Origin of the sequence: Nocardioides mangrovi (assembly GCF_020073815.1) — a bacterium.
GTDB lineage: Bacteria > Actinomycetota > Actinomycetes > Propionibacteriales > Nocardioidaceae > Nocardioides > Nocardioides mangrovi.
On sequence record NZ_JAIQZJ010000013.1, the window covers coordinates 65214 to 82336 of the forward strand.

At 73.3% G+C, this 17123-nt stretch carries 16 protein-coding genes; 10 read left to right on the forward strand and 6 right to left on the reverse strand.

Translation table 11 applies throughout. The annotated features are described in order from the left end of the window. Window positions 1-17: 17 nt before the first annotated feature. Complete coding sequence (locus tag K8U61_RS19140; protein WP_224124657.1) at window positions 18-728, forward strand: ArsR/SmtB family transcription factor; 711 nt, start codon at window positions 18-20, stop codon at window positions 726-728. On the opposite strand, the gene K8U61_RS19145 is transcribed toward K8U61_RS19140, so the two are convergent. After that, complete coding sequence (locus K8U61_RS19145; protein WP_224124658.1) at window positions 725-1222, reverse strand: VOC family protein; 498 nt, start codon at window positions 1220-1222, stop codon at window positions 725-727. The two genes, K8U61_RS19140 and K8U61_RS19145, sit on opposite strands and share 4 nt — an antisense overlap. A gap of 39 nt (window positions 1223-1261) precedes the next feature. Here K8U61_RS19145 and K8U61_RS19150 point away from each other — a divergent pair, with 39 nt between their 5' ends. The 6 genes from K8U61_RS19150 to K8U61_RS19175 all read left to right on the forward strand — a co-directional run bounded on the left by K8U61_RS19150 (window position 1262) and on the right by K8U61_RS19175 (window position 9751). Then, complete coding sequence (locus K8U61_RS19150; RefSeq protein WP_224124659.1) at window positions 1262-3292, forward strand: NAD(+) synthase; 2031 nt, start codon at window positions 1262-1264, stop codon at window positions 3290-3292. Window positions 3293-3451: 159 nt separating this feature from the next. Then, window positions 3452-4351, forward strand: coding sequence for a homocysteine S-methyltransferase (gene mmuM / locus K8U61_RS19155; RefSeq protein WP_224124660.1), 900 nt, complete (start codon window positions 3452-3454; stop codon window positions 4349-4351). Window positions 4352-4375: 24 nt separating this feature from the next. Beyond that, the gene (locus K8U61_RS19160; RefSeq protein WP_224124661.1) at window positions 4376-5716 is read left to right on the forward strand and encodes a glutamine synthetase family protein; all 1341 of its coding nucleotides are present in this window, start codon (window positions 4376-4378) and stop codon (window positions 5714-5716) included. Then, window positions 5716-6084 (forward strand): hypothetical protein, encoded by a 369-nt coding sequence (locus K8U61_RS19165; RefSeq protein WP_224124662.1) that lies wholly within the window; start codon window positions 5716-5718, stop codon window positions 6082-6084. Before K8U61_RS19160 ends, K8U61_RS19165 begins: the two co-directional genes overlap by 1 nt. Then, window positions 6081-6806: a type 1 glutamine amidotransferase gene (locus K8U61_RS19170; RefSeq protein WP_224124663.1), complete on the forward strand. Its 726-nt coding sequence runs from the start codon at window positions 6081-6083 to the stop codon at window positions 6804-6806. Before K8U61_RS19165 ends, K8U61_RS19170 begins: the two co-directional genes overlap by 4 nt. After that, window positions 6803-9751: a bifunctional [glutamine synthetase] adenylyltransferase/[glutamine synthetase]-adenylyl-L-tyrosine phosphorylase gene (locus K8U61_RS19175; protein ID WP_224124664.1), complete on the forward strand. Its 2949-nt coding sequence runs from the start codon at window positions 6803-6805 to the stop codon at window positions 9749-9751. Before K8U61_RS19170 ends, K8U61_RS19175 begins: the two co-directional genes overlap by 4 nt. A 67-nt stretch (window positions 9752-9818) precedes the next feature. Here K8U61_RS19175 and K8U61_RS19180 read toward each other — a convergent pair whose 3' ends face one another. The 4 genes from K8U61_RS19180 to K8U61_RS19195 form a co-directional block, all read right to left on the reverse strand. Beyond that, window positions 9819-10037 (reverse strand): hypothetical protein, encoded by a 219-nt coding sequence (locus tag K8U61_RS19180; protein ID WP_224124665.1) that lies wholly within the window; start codon window positions 10035-10037, stop codon window positions 9819-9821. A 214-nt stretch (window positions 10038-10251) separates the two neighbouring features. Beyond that, entirely contained in the window at window positions 10252-10947 is a 696-nt protein-coding gene (locus tag K8U61_RS19185; protein WP_224124666.1) for a response regulator transcription factor, read from the reverse strand. A 29-nt stretch (window positions 10948-10976) separates the two neighbouring features. After that, a complete protein-coding gene (locus K8U61_RS19190; RefSeq protein ID WP_224124667.1) occupies window positions 10977-12944 on the reverse strand; it encodes an oxidoreductase in 1968 nt (655 codons plus the stop codon). Continuing rightward, window positions 12941-13741 (reverse strand): LLM class flavin-dependent oxidoreductase, encoded by an 801-nt coding sequence (locus K8U61_RS19195; RefSeq protein WP_224124668.1) that lies wholly within the window; start codon window positions 13739-13741, stop codon window positions 12941-12943. The genes K8U61_RS19190 and K8U61_RS19195 overlap by 4 nt, the downstream gene beginning before the upstream one ends. A 53-nt stretch (window positions 13742-13794) precedes the next feature. Here K8U61_RS19195 and K8U61_RS19200 point away from each other — a divergent pair, with 53 nt between their 5' ends. Together K8U61_RS19200 and K8U61_RS19205 are read left to right on the forward strand one after the other, a co-directional pair. Further along, complete coding sequence (locus K8U61_RS19200) at window positions 13795-13941, forward strand: DUF1059 domain-containing protein (RefSeq protein ID WP_224124669.1); 147 nt, start codon at window positions 13795-13797, stop codon at window positions 13939-13941. 36 nt (window positions 13942-13977) lie between these two features. After that, window positions 13978-14658, forward strand: a complete 681-nt coding sequence (locus K8U61_RS19205) for a response regulator transcription factor (RefSeq protein ID WP_224124670.1) — start codon at window positions 13978-13980, stop codon at window positions 14656-14658. A 15-nt stretch (window positions 14659-14673) separates the two neighbouring features. On the opposite strand, the gene K8U61_RS19210 is transcribed toward K8U61_RS19205, so the two are convergent. Next, the gene (locus K8U61_RS19210) at window positions 14674-15330 is read right to left on the reverse strand and encodes a pentapeptide repeat-containing protein (RefSeq protein ID WP_224124671.1); all 657 of its coding nucleotides are present in this window, start codon (window positions 15328-15330) and stop codon (window positions 14674-14676) included. A gap of 154 nt (window positions 15331-15484) precedes the next feature. On the opposite strand from K8U61_RS19210, the gene K8U61_RS19215 reads away from it, so the two are divergent. Then, complete coding sequence (locus tag K8U61_RS19215; protein ID WP_224124672.1) at window positions 15485-17104, forward strand: methyl-accepting chemotaxis protein; 1620 nt, start codon at window positions 15485-15487, stop codon at window positions 17102-17104. The last annotated feature ends 19 nt before the right edge of the window (window positions 17105-17123 follow it).

The following is a 17123-nucleotide window of genomic DNA, read 5'->3' on the forward strand; positions in this document are numbered from 1 at the left end:
GGGGCTACCGTCGAGGCATGAACGGCGACACGGACCTCGCGGCGATCGGCGCCCTGGTCGGCGACCGGGTGCGCGCGGCGATCCTGCTCGCGCTGCAGTCGGGCGGTGCGACCAGTGCGTCGGACCTCGCGCGGGCGGCCGACGCCTCGCCGTCGCTGACCAGCGCCCACCTCAAGCGGCTGCGCGAGGGCGGGCTGGTCGAGGTGGCGTCGTCGGGTCGCCAGCGCCTCTACCGGATCGCGTCCGTGGAGGTCGCCGAGATGCTCGAGGCGATGCAGCTGGTCGCGCCGGCCGCGCCGGTCACCTCGCTGCGCGGGGCCAACAGCAGGCGTCGGCTGCGCCGGGCCAGGCTCTGCTACGACCACCTCGCCGGTGTGTTCGGCATCGCGGTCACCGACGGGCTCGTCGCCCGCGGTGCCCTGCGGCCCGAGACCCTCGAGCTCGGCGACGACGCCGCCGCGGTGCTCGACCCGCTCGGCGTCTCGGTCACGTCGCTGCAGCTCGCGTCGCGGCCCGTCGTACGCGCCTGCCAGGACTGGACCGAGCGCCGCCCGCACGTGTCCGGTGGGCTCGGCGCGGCGGTGGCGGAGGCATTCCTGGAGCGGCAGTGGGTGGTACGCCGCCCCGTCTCCCGCGGGCTGGACGTCACCGTCGACGGCGCCGCAGGGCTGGAGGACTGGCTCGGCGTCCGGCTCGTCGACAGCGCGGCCTGGCGCGAGTCCGCCTAGCTCACGGCTGCGTCGGCGGCGGCCTCCATGTCGGCGATGACGATCTTCTGCATCTGCATCATCGCCTCGCCGGCGGCCTGGGACCGGGCCGGGTCCGGGTCGGAGAGCAGCTCGTAGAGGCGGACCGGGACGATCTGCCAGGACAGGCCGAAGCGGTCCTGGAGCCACGCGCACGCGTCGGGCCGGCCGCCGTCGACGAGGGTGTCCCAGTAGTAGTCGACCTCGGACTGGTCGGCGCAGCTCACGCTGAGCGAGATGGTCTCGGTGAAGCCCGCGTGCACCGGGCCGCCGTTGATCCCGCGGAACGACCGGCCGTCGAGCGTCCACTCGGCCGCGAGCACGCGCCCGTCGTCGTAGTGGGACACCTTCCGGATCGCGGAGTTGGGGAAGACGTTGGTGTAGAACTCCACGGCCTCCATGAGGTTGTCGTCGAACCACAGGCAGGTGCTGATCTCGGGCATGCCGTGCTGACCGGCGTCGTACGGCGAACTCATCGGGCGGCCCCGGGGATGGGGGAGCCCTAGACTCGCAACGTGGACTTCTACTCCGTCTACGACCAGGGCTTCGCGCGGGTCGCGGCGTGCACCCTCCCGGTCGCCATCGCGGACCCGGCGGCCAACGCGCGCGCCGTCCTCGAGCAGGCGCGGGCGTGCCACGACGACGGGGTCGCGGTGGCGGTCTTCCCGGAGCTGTCGCTGACCGGCTACTCGATCGACGACCTCTTCCTCCAGGACGCCCTGCTCGACGCGGTGCACGCGGCGATCGCAGACCTGGTGACCGGCTCGACCGACCTGCGCACGGTGCTCGTCGTCGGGGCGCCGCTCGTGCACGGCACGCGGGTGGTCAACTGCGCGGTCGTGATCCATGCCGGGCGGGTGCTCGGCGTGGCGCCGAAGTCCTACCTGCCGACCTACCGGGAGTTCTACGAGCGCCGGTGGTTCGCGCCCGGCGACGACCGCCGGGGCGGGACGATCCGGCTGCTCGGCGCCGACGTGCCCTTCGGGCCCGACCTCGTCTTCGAGGCCAGCGACGTGCGCGGGCTGCTGCTGCACGCCGAGGTCTGCGAGGACATGTGGGTGCCGGTCCCGCCGAGCGCCGAGGCCGCGCTGGCCGGCGCGACCGTGCTCGCCAACCTGTCCGGCAGCCCGATCACCGTCGCCCGCGCCGAGGACCGGCGGCTGCTGGTCCGCAGCGCGAGCGCGCGGTGCTCCGCGGCGTACCTCTACGCCGCCGCCGGCCAGGGCGAGTCGACCACGGACCTGTCCTGGGACGGCCAGACGATGGTCTACGAGTGCGGCGACCTGCTGGGGGAGAGCGAGCGCTTCCCGGACGGCCCGCGCCGGACCGTCGTCGACGTCGACCTCGACCGGATCCGCCAGGAGCGGCTGCGCCAGGGCACCTTCGACGACAACCGCCGCACCCACGACGAGCGGGTCCGCGGCTTCCGCACGGTCCGCTTCGAGCTGCGCCCGCCGGCCGGTGACATCGGGCTGCGGCGCAAGGTCGACCGCTACCCCTTTGTGCCGGACGAGGCCGAGCGGCTCGCGCTGGACTGCTACGAGGCCTACAACATCCAGGTCTCCGGGCTCGAGCACCGCCTCGCCGCGATCGGGCAGCCGAAGGTCGTCATCGGCGTCAGCGGCGGCCTCGACTCCACCCACGCGCTGATCGTCGCCGCCAACGCGATGGACCGGCTCGGCCGGCCGCGCTCGGACATCCACGCGTTCACGCTGCCCGGCTTCGCGACCGGCGAGACCACGAAGTCCTACGCCACGCGGCTGTCCAAGGCGCTCGGTGTCACCTTCGAGGAGATCGACATCACCGCGGCCGCGCGGCGGATGCTGGCGGACATCGACCACCCGTACGCCGAGGGTGCCGAGGTCTACGACATCACCTTCGAGAACGTCCAGGCCGGTCTGCGCACCGACTACCTCTTCCGGCTCGCCAACCACCGCGGCGGCATCGTCCTCGGCACCGGCGACCTGTCCGAGCTCGCGCTGGGGTGGTGCACGTACGGCGTGGGCGACCAGATGTCCCACTACAACGTCAACGCCGGCGTACCGAAGACGCTGATCCAGCACCTCATCCGCTGGGTCGCCTCGAGCGGCCAGGTCGACGAGGACGCGGCCGGGCTGCTGCTCGAGATCGTCGAGCAGGAGATCACGCCCGAGCTGGTGCCGGGCAGTGTGCAGTCGACCGAGGCGTCGGTCGGCCCCTACGCCCTGCAGGACTTCACGCTCTTCCACGTGCTGCGCCGGGGCGCCCGGCCGAGCCGGATCGCCTTCCTGGCCTGGCACGCCTGGCGCGACGCGTCGGTCGGGGACTGGCCGCCGAACTTCCCCGAGGAGCGGCGTACGGCGTACTCCCTGGGCGACGTGCGGCACTGGCTCGAGGTCTTCACGAAGCGCTTCTTCGCCAGCCAGTTCAAGCGATCGGCGCTGCCCAACGGACCGAAGGTGAGCGCCGGCGGCACGATGTCGCCGCGCGGCGACTGGCGGATGCCGTCGGACGCCGGCCCGGAGGCGTGGCTGGCCGAGCTCGACGCCAACGTCCCGGTGTCCTGACGCGATCGAGCGGGCGGCGCCTCATCCGCCCCACCTGCCACACCCGTCACACCGCTCAGGCGACCCCGTCACTTCTCAGGCGTTGCATCGGCCGAGAAGTGCAGCAGTCACCGGTGCACCGGTGAATGCTGCAGCACGCCTGGCCGCCAGAATGACCGGATGCCAGCACTGACCGACGGCGACGACGTCCGGATCCTCGACGGGGGCCTGTCGAACGCCCTGGAGGACCGCGGCCACGACCTCACCTCCGACCTGTGGACCGCCGAGCTGCTGCTGGAGCAGCCGGGCGAGATCGCGGCCGTGCACGAGGCCTACTACCGGGCCGGGGCGGACGTCGCGACGACGGCGAGCTACCAGGCCTCGGTGCCGGGGCTGGTCGCGGCCGGGCTCGAGCGGGCGAGCGCCGAGGCGGTGATCCGCAGCAGCGTCGCCATCGCCATCGACACCCGCGACCGGCTGGCCGAGGAGCTCGGCAGGCCGCTGTGGGTGGCCGCCTCCGTCGGGCCGTACGGCGCCTACCTGGCCGATGGGTCCGAGTACCGCGGCCGCTACGGCGTCCCGCAGAGCACCCTGCGGGACTTCCACGCGCCCCGGCTGGAGCTCCTCGCCGAGCAGCAGCCCGACCTGTTCGCGGTCGAGACGGTCCCGGACGCCGACGAGGCCGAGGTCCTCGTCGGTCTCCTCCAGGAGCTCGGGATCCCGGCCTGGTTCTCCTACGCCGTCGACGGCGACCGCACCCGCGCCGGCCAGCCGCTCGCCGACGCGTACGCCGTCCTCAGGGACTGCCCCCCGATCATCGCGACGGGCGTCAACTGCTCCGCCCCCGAGGACGTCGCCGGCGCGCTGGCCGCGGCGCACGCCCAGACCGGACGCCCCGGCGTCGCCTACCCCAACCTCGGCGAGGCCTGGGACGCGGACGCCCACGCCTGGGCCGGCACCCCGGCGTACGACCCCGCCCTGGCGCCCGGCTGGGTCGGCGAGGGTGCCCGCCTGGTCGGCGGCTGCTGCCGGGTCGGACCCGCCCTCATCTCGGACCTGCGAGCCACGCTGCTGCCGTGAGACCGCTACCCCTAGGCTGACGCCATGGGCAAGCAGGAAGACTTCGTTCTCCGCGCTCTGGAGGAGCGTGACGTCCGCTTCGTGCGGCTGTGGTTCACCGACGTGCTCGGGTTCCTCAAGTCCGTGGCGGTCGCACCGGCCGAGCTGGAGCAGGCCTTCTCCGAGGGCATCGGCTTCGACGGCTCGTCGATCGAGGGCTTCGCCCGCGTCTACGAGTCCGACATGCTCGCCAAGCCCGACCCGTCGACCTTCCAGATCCTCCCGTGGCGCAGCGGCGAGGGCCCGTCGACGGCCCGGATGTTCTGCGACATCTCGATGCCCGACGGCTCCCCGTCGTACGCCGACCCGCGCCACGTGCTCAAGCGGACGCTGAGCAAGGCCGCCGACCAGGGGTTCACCTTCTACACGCACCCCGAGATCGAGTTCTACCTCTTCAAGGACGTCCCGGAGGACGGCGCCCCGCCGGTCCCGGCCGACCGCAGCGGCTTCTTCGACCACACCGCGCAGTCGATGGGCGCCGACTTCCGCCGCGAGGCGATCGGAATGCTCGAGCAGATGGGCATCTCGGTGGAGTTCAGCCACCACGAGGGCGGCCCCGGCCAGCAGGAGATCGACCTCCGCTACGCCGACGCCCTGTCGACCGCCGACAACATCATGACCTTCCGCACCGTCGTCCGTGAGGTCGCGCTGACCCAGGGCATGTGGGCCTCGTTCATGCCCAAGCCCTACACCGAGCACCCCGGCTCCGGCATGCACACCCACGTCTCCCTCTTCGAGGGCGACAACAACGCGTTCTTCGAGGCCGGCGCCGAGTACCAGCTCTCGAAGACCGGCCGCAGCTTCATCGCCGGCATCCTCAAGCACGCCCCGGAGATCAGCTGCATCACCAACCAGTGGGTCAACAGCTACAAGCGGATGCTGTGGGGCGCCGAGGCGCCGTCGTACATCTGCTGGGGCCACAACAACCGCTCCGCGATGATCCGGGTCCCGATGTACAAGCCGCTCAAGGGCCAGTCGACCCGCATCGAGCTGCGTTCCCTCGACGCCGCCTGCAACCCCTACCTCGCCTACGCCGTGGTGCTCGCGGCCGGCATGAAGGGGATCGAGGAGGGCTACGAGCTGCCGCGGGAGGCCGAGGACGATGTCTGGTCGCTCTCCGAGCGCGAGCGCAAGAACCTCGGCATCGACCCGCTGCCCAAGAGCCTCTACGACGCGATCAACATCGCGGAGGGGTCCGAGCTGCTGGCCGACACCCTGGGCGAGCAGGTCTTCAGCTTCTTCCTGCGCAACAAGCGCGCCGAGTGGGACGACTACCGCGGTCAGGTCTCCGCCTACGAGCGCGACCGCATGCTCCCGGTCATCTGATGGCCGACGAGACCGGCCCCGCGAGCCTCAGCGACGACCGGGTGCGGGTGCTCAACCGCCTCCTGTACGCCGCGCTCGGGCTCGCCGGCCTCCTCGTGCTGGTCGGCCTGCTCTTCGTGTGGGGTGACGACGACCGGGGCGGCACCATCACGACCGTCTGCGGCCTCGTGATCGCCCTGCTCGGCCTGGCCACGCTGCGGGCGCTCCGGGCCCGCTCCGAGTCGGCCCGCCGGCTCGTGATCACCACCGCGGTGCTGCTGATCGTGCTGTCGATCTTCCTCGTCGCGATCCTGGTCGGCCTGCTCACGGTCATCGTCGGCGTCGGCCTCCTGGTCGTGCTGCTCGCCCCCGAGCGCGAGGACGCATGAGCGCGCCCCGCGTGCTCGTCGTCGAGCACGACCACGAGTGCCCGCCGGCCTGGCTCGGCAGCTGGCTGGCCGAGGCCGGGTGCGAGATCGAGGTCTGCCGGCCCTACGACGGCGACGAGCTGCCCGGGCTGGCGGCGTACGACGCGCTCCTGATCCTCGGCGGCCCGATGGGCGCCAACGACGACGAGAAGCACGCCTGGATCGGCCCGGTGAAGGACCTGGTCCGCGAGGCGCGGGTCACCGGCGTGCCCACCCTCGGCGTGTGCCTCGGCCACCAGCTCGTCGCGGCCGCACTCGGCGGGACCGTCGAGGTCAACCCGCTCGGCCAGCAGGTCGGCCTGCTCGGCGTCGGCTGGACCGCGGCCGCCGCCGGTGACCGGCTGCTCGGGCCGCTCGCGACGCCGCGCCGCGGCGTCCAGTGGAACGACGACGTCGTCACCGCCCTGCCCGCCGACGCCGTCCTGCTCGCCGAGACGGACCGTGGGGAGGTGCAGGCCGCCCGCTACGGCGAGCTCATGTGGGGCGTCCAGCTCCACCCGGAGGTCGACGACGTCGTGCTGCGCCCGTGGGCCGAGGAGGACCGCGGCTCGCACGAGACCCGCGGCATCGACACCGACGGGCTGCTGCGCGACGTCGCGAGCGCCCGTACCGAGCTCGACGACGCGTGGCGCCCGCTGGCGGCGTCCTTCGCGGCCCTGGCCCGGGAGCACGCCGCGCGATGATCCGCCCGGCGACCAGCAAGGGCAACCTGCTGCGCCTGGGTTTCCTCGACCCGGACGCGGCGACCGCCGCGCTGGGCCTGCTCGGCGACGCCGCGGAGCCGCTGCTCGCGCTGCTGGGCCGGACCGCCGACCCCGACGCGGCGATCGCGGGCCTGGTCCGGCTCGCCGAGGCGGCGCCCGAGCCCGCCGAGCTGCTCCAGGCGCTCGTCGACGACGAGGGCACCGCCATGCGGGTCCTCTCCCTGCTCGGCGCCAGCGAGGCGCTCGCCGACCACCTCGTCCGGCACCCCGAGCAGTGGCGCGAGCTGACCGACTCCCGCCTCGGCGCCACCCGGCCCGCGGCCTGGGCGATGCGCGAGGCCCTGCTCGACGCGGTCGCCGGCAAGCCGGACGCCGAGGCGGTCGACGCGCTGCGGGTGGAGTACCGCCGCCAGCTCCTGCGTACGGCGGCCCGCGACCTCACCCACCACCTCGCCGTCGACGACGCCGCGGCCGAGCTCTCCGACCTCGCCGCGGGCACCCTCGAGGCCGCGCTCGAGGTCGCCCGGCAGCGGGTCGGCCCCGACGCCGACCAGGCGCGGCTCGCGGTCATCGCGATGGGCAAGTGCGGCGGCCACGAGCTCAACTACGTCTCCGACGTCGACGTGATCTTCGTGCACGCCGCCGCGGAGGGCGCCTCCGAGGACGCCGCGCTGCGGATCGCCACCCAGCTGGCCAGCCACCTGATCCGGATCTGCTCCGACCACACGGCCGAGGGCACGATCTGGCCGGTCGACGCCAACCTGCGCCCCGAGGGCAAGGCCGGACCGCTGGTGCGCACGATCGCCAGCCACCGCGGCTACTACGAACGGTGGGCCAGCACCTGGGAGTTCCAGGCGCTGCTCAAGGCGCGCGCCGTGGCGGGCGACCTGGAGCTCGGCGAGGAGTTCGTCGAGATGACCCGGCCGATGGTGTGGTCGGCGGCCGAGCGCGACGGGTTCGTCGAGGACACCCAGGCCATGCGCCGCCGGGTCGTCGACCACATCCCGGCTCGCGAGGCCGAGCGCCAGCTCAAGCTCGGGGTCGGCGGGCTGCGCGACGTGGAGTTCGCCGTCCAGCTGCTCCAGCTCGTCCACGGTCGCGCCGACGAGCGGATCCGCCCGCCGACGACGCTCAGCGCGCTCGCCGAGCTCACCCGCGGCGGGTACGTCGGCCGCGAGGACGGCGAGGCGCTGCACGAGGCCTACGCCTTCCTCCGCACGCTCGAGCACCGGCTGCAGCTGCACCGGCTGCGCCGTACCCACGTGGTGCCGGAGGACGAGGCGTCGCTGCGCCGGATCGGCCGCAGCATGAACTACCTCAAGGACCCCGTCGGGATCCTCGACAAGACCTGGCAGCACCACCGCCGGGAGGTACGCCGGCTCCACGAGAAGCTCTTCTACCGTCCGCTGCTCACCGCCGTCGCGCGCATCCCCGGCGGCGAGGCCCGGCTCTCGCCGGAGGCCGCGGAGAAGCGGCTGGCCGCGCTGGGCTTCGTCGACTCCCGCTCGGCGCTGCGGCACCTCGAGGCGCTCACCGCGGGCCTCAGCCGGACCGCGCAGATCCAGCGGACGCTGCTGCCGGTGCTGCTCGGCTGGTTCGCCGACGCGCCCGACCCGGACGCGGGCCTCTTCGGCTTCCGCCGGATCAGCGAGTCCCTCGGCGAGACGCCGTGGTACCTCTCCACCCTGCGCGACGAGGGCCAGGTCGCCGAGCGGCTGGCCCGGCTGCTCGCGACCTCGCGCTACGCCACCGACCTGCTCGAGCGCGAGCCGCAGGGCGTCCGGATGCTCGGCGGCGACCTCCGGCCGCTCTCGGCCGAGGCGCTGACCGAGGAGATGCTCGCCAGCTCGCGGCGCCAGCAGGAGCCCGAGCCGGCCAGCCGCGCGATCCGCGCCGTACGCCGGCGTGAGCTGCTGCGCATCGCCGCCGGCGACCTGCTCGGGCTGATCGACGTCGCCGACGTCGGGGCCGGGCTGTCCCGGCTGACCGACGCGACGCTCGAGGCCACGCTCGAGGTGGCCGGCCGCAGCGTGCGCGCCCAGCGCGGCCTCGAGGCGGCGCCGACCCGGATGGCGATCGTCGCGATGGGCCGCTACGGCGGCTTCGAGCTGTCCTACGGCAGCGACGCCGACGTGATGTTCGTGCACGACCCCGAGCCGGGGGCCGACCCGCAGGCGGCGTCGTCGTACGCCCAGGGCGTGGCCAACGAGGTGCGCCGCCTCCTCGCGCTCCCCGGCCCCGACCCGTCGCTCGAGGTCGACGCCGACCTGCGTCCCGAGGGCCGGCAGGGCGCGCTGGTGCGCACACTGGACTCCTACGCCGCCTACTACGCGAAGTGGTCGAAGGTCTGGGAGTTCCAGGCGCTGCTGCGCGCCGACGCGGTGGTCGGTGACCTCGGGGTGCGGGAGCGCTTCGAGGCGATGATCGACCCGCTGCGCTACCCGGCCGACGGCATCACCGAAGACGACGTCTTCGAGGTCCGCCGGATCAAGGCGCGCGTCGACAGCGAGCGGCTGCCGCGCGGCGCCGACCCGCACACCCACCTCAAGCTCGGGCGCGGGGGACTGGCCGACATCGAGTGGACGGTGCAGCTGCTGCAGATGCGGTACGCCGGGTCGGTGCCCGGCCTGCGCACCTCCCGCACCCTCGAGGCGCTGGCCGCCGCCCGAGCCGCCGGGCTGCTCGACGAGGACGACGCGGCGATGCTCCAGCAGAGCTGGCGCCGGGTCAGCCGGGTCCGCAACGCGGTCACCCTGGTGCGCGGCAAGCCCAGCGACGAGCTGCCCCGCGACGCCCGTGAGCGGGCCGCGGTCGCGGCGATCCTCGGCTACCCGGCGGACTCCTCCGACGCGATGCTCAACGACCAGCTGCGCTACACGCGGCTGGCCCGCGGGGTCGTCGACCGGGTCTTCTGGGGCGACTGAGCGCCAGCGGCGTGAGGTGGCGCGTCCCCAACCGCGCAATTGCGCCGTTCGGACGGGACGTCGGGCCTCAGCCCCGGCGGAGGAGCCGGCGCAGCAGCCCGCGCCTCGGTGCGGCCCCGCCGCCCTCGGTCGCCTGCCGGGCCTCCGCAGCGGCGACGGCGTCCGCCCCGATGACGATGCCGTCCTCGCCGTTGACGCGGACGGGCGCCTCGATGCCGCCGTCCTCGCCGAGCCGGACCTGCTGGAGGTTCTTCCACAGTCCCGACCCGAAGCCGTTGTCCGACATGGCGCCCCTCTCGTCAGTCGGCAGCGTAACCCTGCGCGTCGCCCCGGGCCGCGGCCCGGACAGGGGGTTGGTGACCAAACCCGAGGCGGCCGCTGGCACCTCATCCGCCCCACCCGTCACACTGCTCAGGGAAGTCCTGCACTTCTCGGCCGATGCAACGCCTGAGAAGTGCGGGAGTCACCGGTGCACCGGTGACTCCCGCATGCGATCGGCCTCAGGCGTCGAGGTCCATCCGGTAGCCGACGCCCCGGACGGTGCGGATGTAGCCCGCGGGGCGGAGCTTGCGGCGCAGGTTGCCGACGTGGACCTCGACCAGGTGGGTGTCGCCGGTCCAGTCCGTGCCCCAGACCGACTGCATGAGTTCCTCGCGGGTGGCGACCCGCTCGGGGTCGCGCATCAGCTCGACGAGCAGCTCGTACTCGATCCGGGTGAGCACCAGCTCCTGGTCGTCGCGGTAGACGCGGCGGCTGCTCATGTCGATGTGGAGGACGCCGTACCGGAGGTCGTCGGCCGGGCCGGTCGCGGTCTGCCGCGGGCGCCGGAACATCGCGTTGACGCGCGCCTGGAGCTCGCGGAGGCTGAACGGCTTGGGCATGAAGTCGTCGGCGCCGGTCTCGAGGCCCTGGAGCCGGTCGATCTCGTTGATCCGGGCGGTGATCATGATGATGTAGGCGTCGGTCATCTCCCGGATCTGGCGGCACACCTCGATGCCGTCCAGGCCGGGCAGGCTGAGGTCGAGGGTGATCAGGTCGGGGGACTCGTCCTTGACCGCGATGACGGCGTCCTGGCCGTTGTCGACGCGCGACACGGCGAACCCGAGGTCCTCGAGGGCAGCCTCGATGAGCGCGCCGATGTCGGGGTCGTCCTCGACCACGAGCGCGCGGCGTCCCCGTCCGGGCGCAGCTTTCATGGCGCAGATGATTCCATGACGAGGCGACCTCAAACGGACAGGCGCGTCCGGTTGATCAGATCGACGGCCGTCGCGGCGTCGGTCGTGGCTCCACGCACCAGACCGAGGCCGGTGCAGTCCCCGGCGGTCTGGACCAGTATGTCGGGCAGCGCCGCCGACAGCGCGTCCTGGAGCCGCGTGTCGGGCTCGACGCTGCCGGCGAGCACCACGTCGTCGGTCGGCAGCCGGCGCTCGGAGCCGCCCTGCGGGGTGAACACCACGGCGCCGGGCTCGACCGCGCCGACCGGAGCGGCCACGTGGACGGTGACCCCGAGCCGGTCGAGCTCGTCCATGTGCTCGGTGAGCCGCTTGAGGCCGGTCTCCGGCGCGAGGGCCGGGCCCGGCTCGAGGACGGCGACCCGGTGACCGCGCTCCGCGAGCGTGCCGGCGAGCTCGAGGGCGGCCTGGCTGCCGCCCACGACGGTCACCCGGTGGCCGAGCCCGACCTGCTCACCGGCCGTGATGCGGTCGCAGACCTCGCGGATCGGGTGGCCGGCCAGGGTCGGGTTGGTGACCAATCCTCCCGTGGCCACCACGACGGCGTACGGCGCGAGGGCGGCCACGGTCTCGACCGTCGCCTCGGTGCCCAGCCGGACGTCGATCCCGGCGCGCGCGACCTCGGCCAGCAGCCAGCGGAGGTACGACGCGTTCGCGGGGTGGACGGCCGCGGCGCGGACCAGGTCGCCGCCGAGCCGGTCGCCGCGCTCCAGCAGCGTGACCCGGTCGCCCTGGGCCGCCGCCAGCCGCGCCGCCTCGAGACCCGCCGGCCCGCCGCCGGCGACCACGACGTGGACCGGCGCCGGTGGGGCCGTCAGCAGCAGGTCGTGCTCGCGGCCGGTCAGCGGGTTGACGGCGCAGTCGGTCGAGAAGCGCTGCTCGAGCGAGTCGATGCAGTTCTCGCAGGAGATGCACCGCCGGACCCGCCCGGCCTCGCCCGCGACGAGCTTGCGCGGCAGGTCCGGATCGGCGAGCAGCGGCCGGCCGAGTGCCACGAAGTCCGCACGCCCCTCGGCCAGCACCCGCTCGGCGAGCACCGGGTCGTGCAGCCGGCCGACGGCGATCACCGGGACGTCGACGACCTCCTTGACCGCCGCCGCGGCGCCCACGTTGGGGCCGTCGCCGTGGACGGCCCCGGTCACCATCTGCGTCACCAGCCGGTCGATCACGCCGCCGCTGACGTGGAAGGCGTCGACGCCGGCCTCGACGAGCAGCGGCGCGACCAGCGCCGTCTCGTACGACGGCCGCCCGGCCGCGACCCGCTCGTAGCCGGAGATCCGCAGCGTGATCGGGAAGTCCGGGCCGACCTCCGTCCGGATCGCGGCCAGCGCCTCGAGCACGACCCGGATCCGGCCCTCGACCGAGCTGCCGCGGTAGCGATCGGTGCGCCGGTTGCGCTGTGGCGCCAGGAACGAGCCGAGGAACATGTAGCCGTGCGCGGCGTGCAGCTCGATGCCGTCGTACCCCGCATCGCGGACGCGCCCGACCGCGGCCCGGTAGAGGTCGAGGATCTCGGCGATCTGCTCCTTCGTCACCTCGGTCGAGGGACGGCCGGTGAGGTACGACGGGATGACCGACGGCCCGAGCGAGACCACGCCGTGCATCTCGGGGCCGAGCCCGTCCGGGCCGGCGTGCACGATCTGGGGCTGGATCCGCGCGCCGTGCTCGTGGACGGCGTCGACGAGCCGGCGGTGCGCGGCCACGGACTCGTCGGTGCCGATCTGCAGGCCACCCGGGGTCTCCGGGTGGAGCGGGTCGATGCCGGTCGCGCCGACGGTGACCAGCCCGACGCCGCCACGCGCGCGGGCGGCGAAGTAGGCGACCGTGCGGTCCGACGGCAGCCCCTCGGGCGTGCCGTACATCGTCTCCATCGGCGACATGACGATCCGGTTGCGCAGCTCCATGCCGCCGACGGGCCCACCGATCCGGCCGGGGGAGAGGAGGTGCTCGAAGTCGGTCAAGAGACGTGCACCAGCACGTCGTCGCGGAAGCGCTGCATGCCCTCGAGCTTCTGGTCGAGGGTGGCGCGGCGGCCGAAGTAGTACCTCCACGGTGCGGTCATCACCTCGGTGACGCCGCCGTCGCGGGCGCGGACGAAGTCCTCGGGCAGGACCGCGTCGGAGAGCGCGGGGATCACCTCGAACGGCCCGTCCGCCCCGCTCTCGGCGCGCAGCTCGCGGAGCCGGGCGGCGGTCGCGACCGCCTCGTCGACGGTGCAGACGTCACCGACCCAGCCGTCGTGCCGGGCGGCCCGCCGCAGCGCGACCTCGGAGAGCCCGCCGACCAGGACCGGCACCTCCGGCCCGTCCTGCCAGAGCTCGGTCATCCGGACGAGGTCGTCGTCGGTACGCCGCCCCCGCCCCGCGAACGCCTGCCCGAGCAGCTCGAACTCCTCCCGGCACCAGCCGACCCCCACGCCCAGGGAGACCCGGCCGCCGGACAGCAGCGCCGCCGTACCGATCGCGTTGGCGACGACGTACGGGCTGCGCAGCGCGGCGACGTAGATCGAGGTGAAGAAGCGCAGTCGGGTCGTCACCGCCGCGAGTGCCGCGACCAGCACCCACGGGTCCGGCCACTCGCAGGTCTCGTCCCAGCGGCGGCGCCCGCTGGCCTCGTAGGGGTACGGCGTCGCCAGCTCGGCCAGGTCGACGACGTGGTCGGCGATGGTGAGACTGTGGTAGCCGAGCTCGTCGGCGGCCCTGGCGATCGCGGGGATCTCCTCGGTCGGGAGGAACGCGGACACCACGGCGAAGCGCATGGGAGTAAGGTTGGACACATGTCCAGTCAACCGTCAAGCGAAGGGATCCGGGGATGAAGACGCGGCTCACCTGCCCGTGCGGCGAGACCATGGTCGGCACCGACGAGGACGACCTCGTCGCGAAGGCGCAGGCCCACCTCGCCGAGCAGCACGAGGGTCGTGAGTACGACCGCGACATGATCCTCTTCATGGCCACCTGAGACGGCACCTGCTGTCCGGCGGCACGATTCCGCCGGGTGCCGAGCGGGCACACGACCGGCGTGGAGACGAACCCGACGTACGAGCAGGACGGACCGCCGCCGGTGCGGGTGGCGCTGTCGAACGACTACGAGATCGTGCTGCTGGGCGTGGCCGAGATGCTGGCCCGCTACCCGCGGCAGGTGCGGATCGTCGACATCACCACCTCGACGCGGGTACCGCACGCGGCCGACGTGGTCCTCTACGACACCTTCGGCCGGGTCCCGGACGTGGACGTGAAGCTCAAGGAGATCCTCGCGGAGAACCCCGCGGCGAAGGTGGTCGTCTACAGCTGGGACGACTATCCCGAGGACGCCGCGCTCCGGGCCGGCGCCGCGGGCTTCCTGCGCAAGGGGCTGACGGCGGCCGAGCTGGTCGCCGCGCTCGTGGCGATCCACGACGGCGGCCAGCCGCCGCCGGAGCCGCGCGCCGACGGCGAGGCGGTGCAGACCTGGCCGGGCCAGGTCCACGGGCTCAGCCAGCGGGAGGCCGAGATGCTGTCGCTGGTGGTCCGCGGCCTCACCAACGACGAGATCGCGGCGCGGGCCTACCTGACCGTCAACACCGTCAAGACCTACCTGGGCACGGCCTACCGGAAGATCGGCGTCGGCAGCCGCTCGCAGGCGGTCGCGTGGGGGATCCGGCACGGCTTCGAGTCGACCGACGACACCGGGCTCTGAGACCCGCGACGCGGCTCACTCCTCGACCAGGAGGCCCAGGTGGTCGGCGAGCAGGGGCGCGAGCAACGTCAGCTGCTCCGGGCTGACGGTGGCGCCGCGCAGGTCGCCGAGGCCGTCCACGACCTCGAGCGTGGCCCCGCGCAGGTCGACGTCCGTCAGGCGGGCCCCATGGGTCTCGAGGCGGCGGACCGTGGTGTCGACGAAGCGGAGCCGGGTGATCTCGGCGCCCTGCAGGTCGAGCTCCTCGACGACGCAGTCGGTGAAGGCGACGTCGACGAGCTGGGCGGCGCGCAGGTTGAGGAAGCTGATCTTCGCGCCGACGAGGTGGACCCCGCGCCACCGCGCCTCGTAGGCCTCGACCGACCCGAGTCGTCCGGAGACCTCGACGTCGCGCCACTCGGTGCCGGCGGCGCGCACGACGGGCAGACCGACCCCGTCGAGGCGGACCTCGGTGAGCCGGGCGCCGCGCAGGTCGGTCTCGTCGGCCACCAGGTCGGCGAGCTCCACGCCGTCGAGGCGGGCGCCGCCGAGGTCGAGGGACGCGCGGCGTACGCCGGAGAAGCGGGTCGCCTCCAGGTCGGCCCGTGCGGTGAGCTCCGCCGGGTCGCCGGCGGCCAGGTCGTCGAGGCGGACCGGGTCGATCCGAGGGTGCTGGGTGCGGCCGCCGCTCATGGCGCCACCGTAGCCGCGGGGTCCGACCGTCCCGATTCCGCTCAGGAGACCGGGGGGCCGACCGATGGGACAGGTGGCCCCGGGCGTGGGCCCGAGCCCACGTCCGGGGTCCTGCCACACCTTCCCACCTGTTCGCGACCCAGGAGTCCCACCGATGTCCCGTCGTACCGCCGCCTTCGGGCTGCGCACCCAGATCCTCGCCGTCGGCCTCGCCGGCATCCTCGGCGCCCTCGTCGTCGGTGGCATCGGGATCAAGAACGCCGCCGACGCGGGCAGCGCGGCTGAGGACCTGCGCGCGCTCGACGCCCTTTCGATGGACGTCAAGGACGTCGCCTTCTACAACGCCGACATCAGCGGCTGGCAGGTCGCCTACGCCCTCGACGCCCGTCGTCTCTCGCCGGCCAAGGCCGTGGACCCGAACGAGGTCAACCGCGGCGGCTTCCTCGCCGACGCCGAGAAGCTGAAGAGCCTCCTCGCCTCGTTCCCCGTCAACGCGATGACCGCGGGTGAGCGCACGATGTTCGCCCAGATCGCCGACCAGTGGGACCAGTTCTTCGCCATGGACGACAAGATCCAGGCTGCCTACCAGCTCGGTACGGGCGCAGGCATCCTCAAGGCGGAGAACCTGATCAACAACGACAGCTACGCCGTCTACTACAAGATCGTCGAGGACACCGACACGCTCGTGAAGACGATCACCGACCGCACGGCCGCCGAGGCGGATGCCGCGGTCGGCGACTCGCACTCCGCGCGCACCCTCATGATCATCGCGCTGCTGCTGGCGATCGCGACCGTGGCCGCGATCGCGCTGCTGCTCGCGGGGCGGATCCTGCGCGGCATCGAGGCGATCCGCCGCGCGCTGCAGGCCTTCGCGCACGGCGACCTCACCGTGGAGGCGGGCGTCACCAGCCGCGACGAGCTCGGCCGGATGGCCGAGGACTACGAGCTCGCCCGATCCTCGGTGGCCGGGATCGTGGGCACCGTCGCGGAGTCGGCCGACGCCGTCGCCGCGGCCTCGGAGGAGCTCTCCGCGTCCTCGCACCAGATCGCCGCCGGTGCCGAGGAGACCTCGGTCCAGGCCGGTGTCGTCTCCGGTGCGGCCGACGAAGTCTCCCGCAACGTGCAGACGGTCGCGGCCGGCTCGGAGGAGATGAGCGCCTCGATCCGCGAGATCGCCCAGTCCGCCAACGACGCCGCCCGCGTCGCCTCCGAGGCCGTCTCCATGGTGGAGACCACGAACGAGCAGGTCGGCAAGCTCGGCACCTCCTCGGAGGAGATCGGCGCGGTCGTCAAGACCATCACCTCGATCGCCGAGCAGACCAACCTCCTGGCCCTCAACGCGACCATCGAGGCCGCGCGGGCCGGCGAGGCCGGCAAGGGCTTCGCGGTCGTCGCCAACGAGGTCAAGGAGCTCGCGGGGGAGACCGCCCGCGCGACCGAGGACATCGCCCGCCGCGTCGAGGCGATCCAGAACGACACCACCGGCGCGGTCGCCGCCATCGGCCAGATCGCCACGATCATCACCTCGATCAACGACTACCAGCTGACCATCGCCTCAGCGGTGGAGGAGCAGACCGCGACCACCAACGAGATGTCGCGCAACGTCGCCGACGCCTCGACCGGCTCGGGCGAGATCGCCACCAACATCACCTCGGTGGCGACGGCGGCGGACTCCACCACGCAGGCGGTCAACCAGACCCGGTCCGCGATCGACGAGCTGGCCCGCATGTCGCAGCAGCTGCGCGCCGAGGTCGGGAAGTTCGTCACGGCCTGACCCCTCCTCGGTCCGGTAC

Coding starts and splice junctions, on each gene's coding strand:
- K8U61_RS19165 (WP_224124662.1), top strand. CDS start 5,716: ATGGCCGACGAGACCGGCCCCGCGAGCCTCAGCGACGACCGGGTGCGG.
- K8U61_RS19140 (WP_224124657.1), top strand. CDS start 18: ATGAACGGCGACACGGACCTCGCGGCGATCGGCGCCCTGGTCGGCGAC.
- K8U61_RS19170 (WP_224124663.1), top strand. CDS start 6,081: ATGAGCGCGCCCCGCGTGCTCGTCGTCGAGCACGACCACGAGTGCCCG.
- K8U61_RS19175 (WP_224124664.1), top strand. CDS start 6,803: ATGATCCGCCCGGCGACCAGCAAGGGCAACCTGCTGCGCCTGGGTTTC.
- K8U61_RS19185 (WP_224124666.1), bottom strand. CDS start 10,947: ATGAAAGCTGCGCCCGGACGGGGACGCCGCGCGCTCGTGGTCGAGGAC.
- K8U61_RS19180 (WP_224124665.1), bottom strand. CDS start 10,037: ATGTCGGACAACGGCTTCGGGTCGGGACTGTGGAAGAACCTCCAGCAG.
- K8U61_RS19195 (WP_224124668.1), bottom strand. CDS start 13,741: ATGCGCTTCGCCGTGGTGTCCGCGTTCCTCCCGACCGAGGAGATCCCC.
- K8U61_RS19215 (WP_224124672.1), top strand. CDS start 15,485: ATGTCCCGTCGTACCGCCGCCTTCGGGCTGCGCACCCAGATCCTCGCC.
- K8U61_RS19145 (WP_224124658.1), bottom strand. CDS start 1,222: ATGAGTTCGCCGTACGACGCCGGTCAGCACGGCATGCCCGAGATCAGC.
- mmuM (WP_224124660.1), top strand. CDS start 3,452: ATGCCAGCACTGACCGACGGCGACGACGTCCGGATCCTCGACGGGGGC.
- K8U61_RS19210 (WP_224124671.1), bottom strand. CDS start 15,330: ATGAGCGGCGGCCGCACCCAGCACCCTCGGATCGACCCGGTCCGCCTC.
- K8U61_RS19160 (WP_224124661.1), top strand. CDS start 4,376: ATGGGCAAGCAGGAAGACTTCGTTCTCCGCGCTCTGGAGGAGCGTGAC.
- K8U61_RS19200 (WP_224124669.1), top strand. CDS start 13,795: ATGAAGACGCGGCTCACCTGCCCGTGCGGCGAGACCATGGTCGGCACC.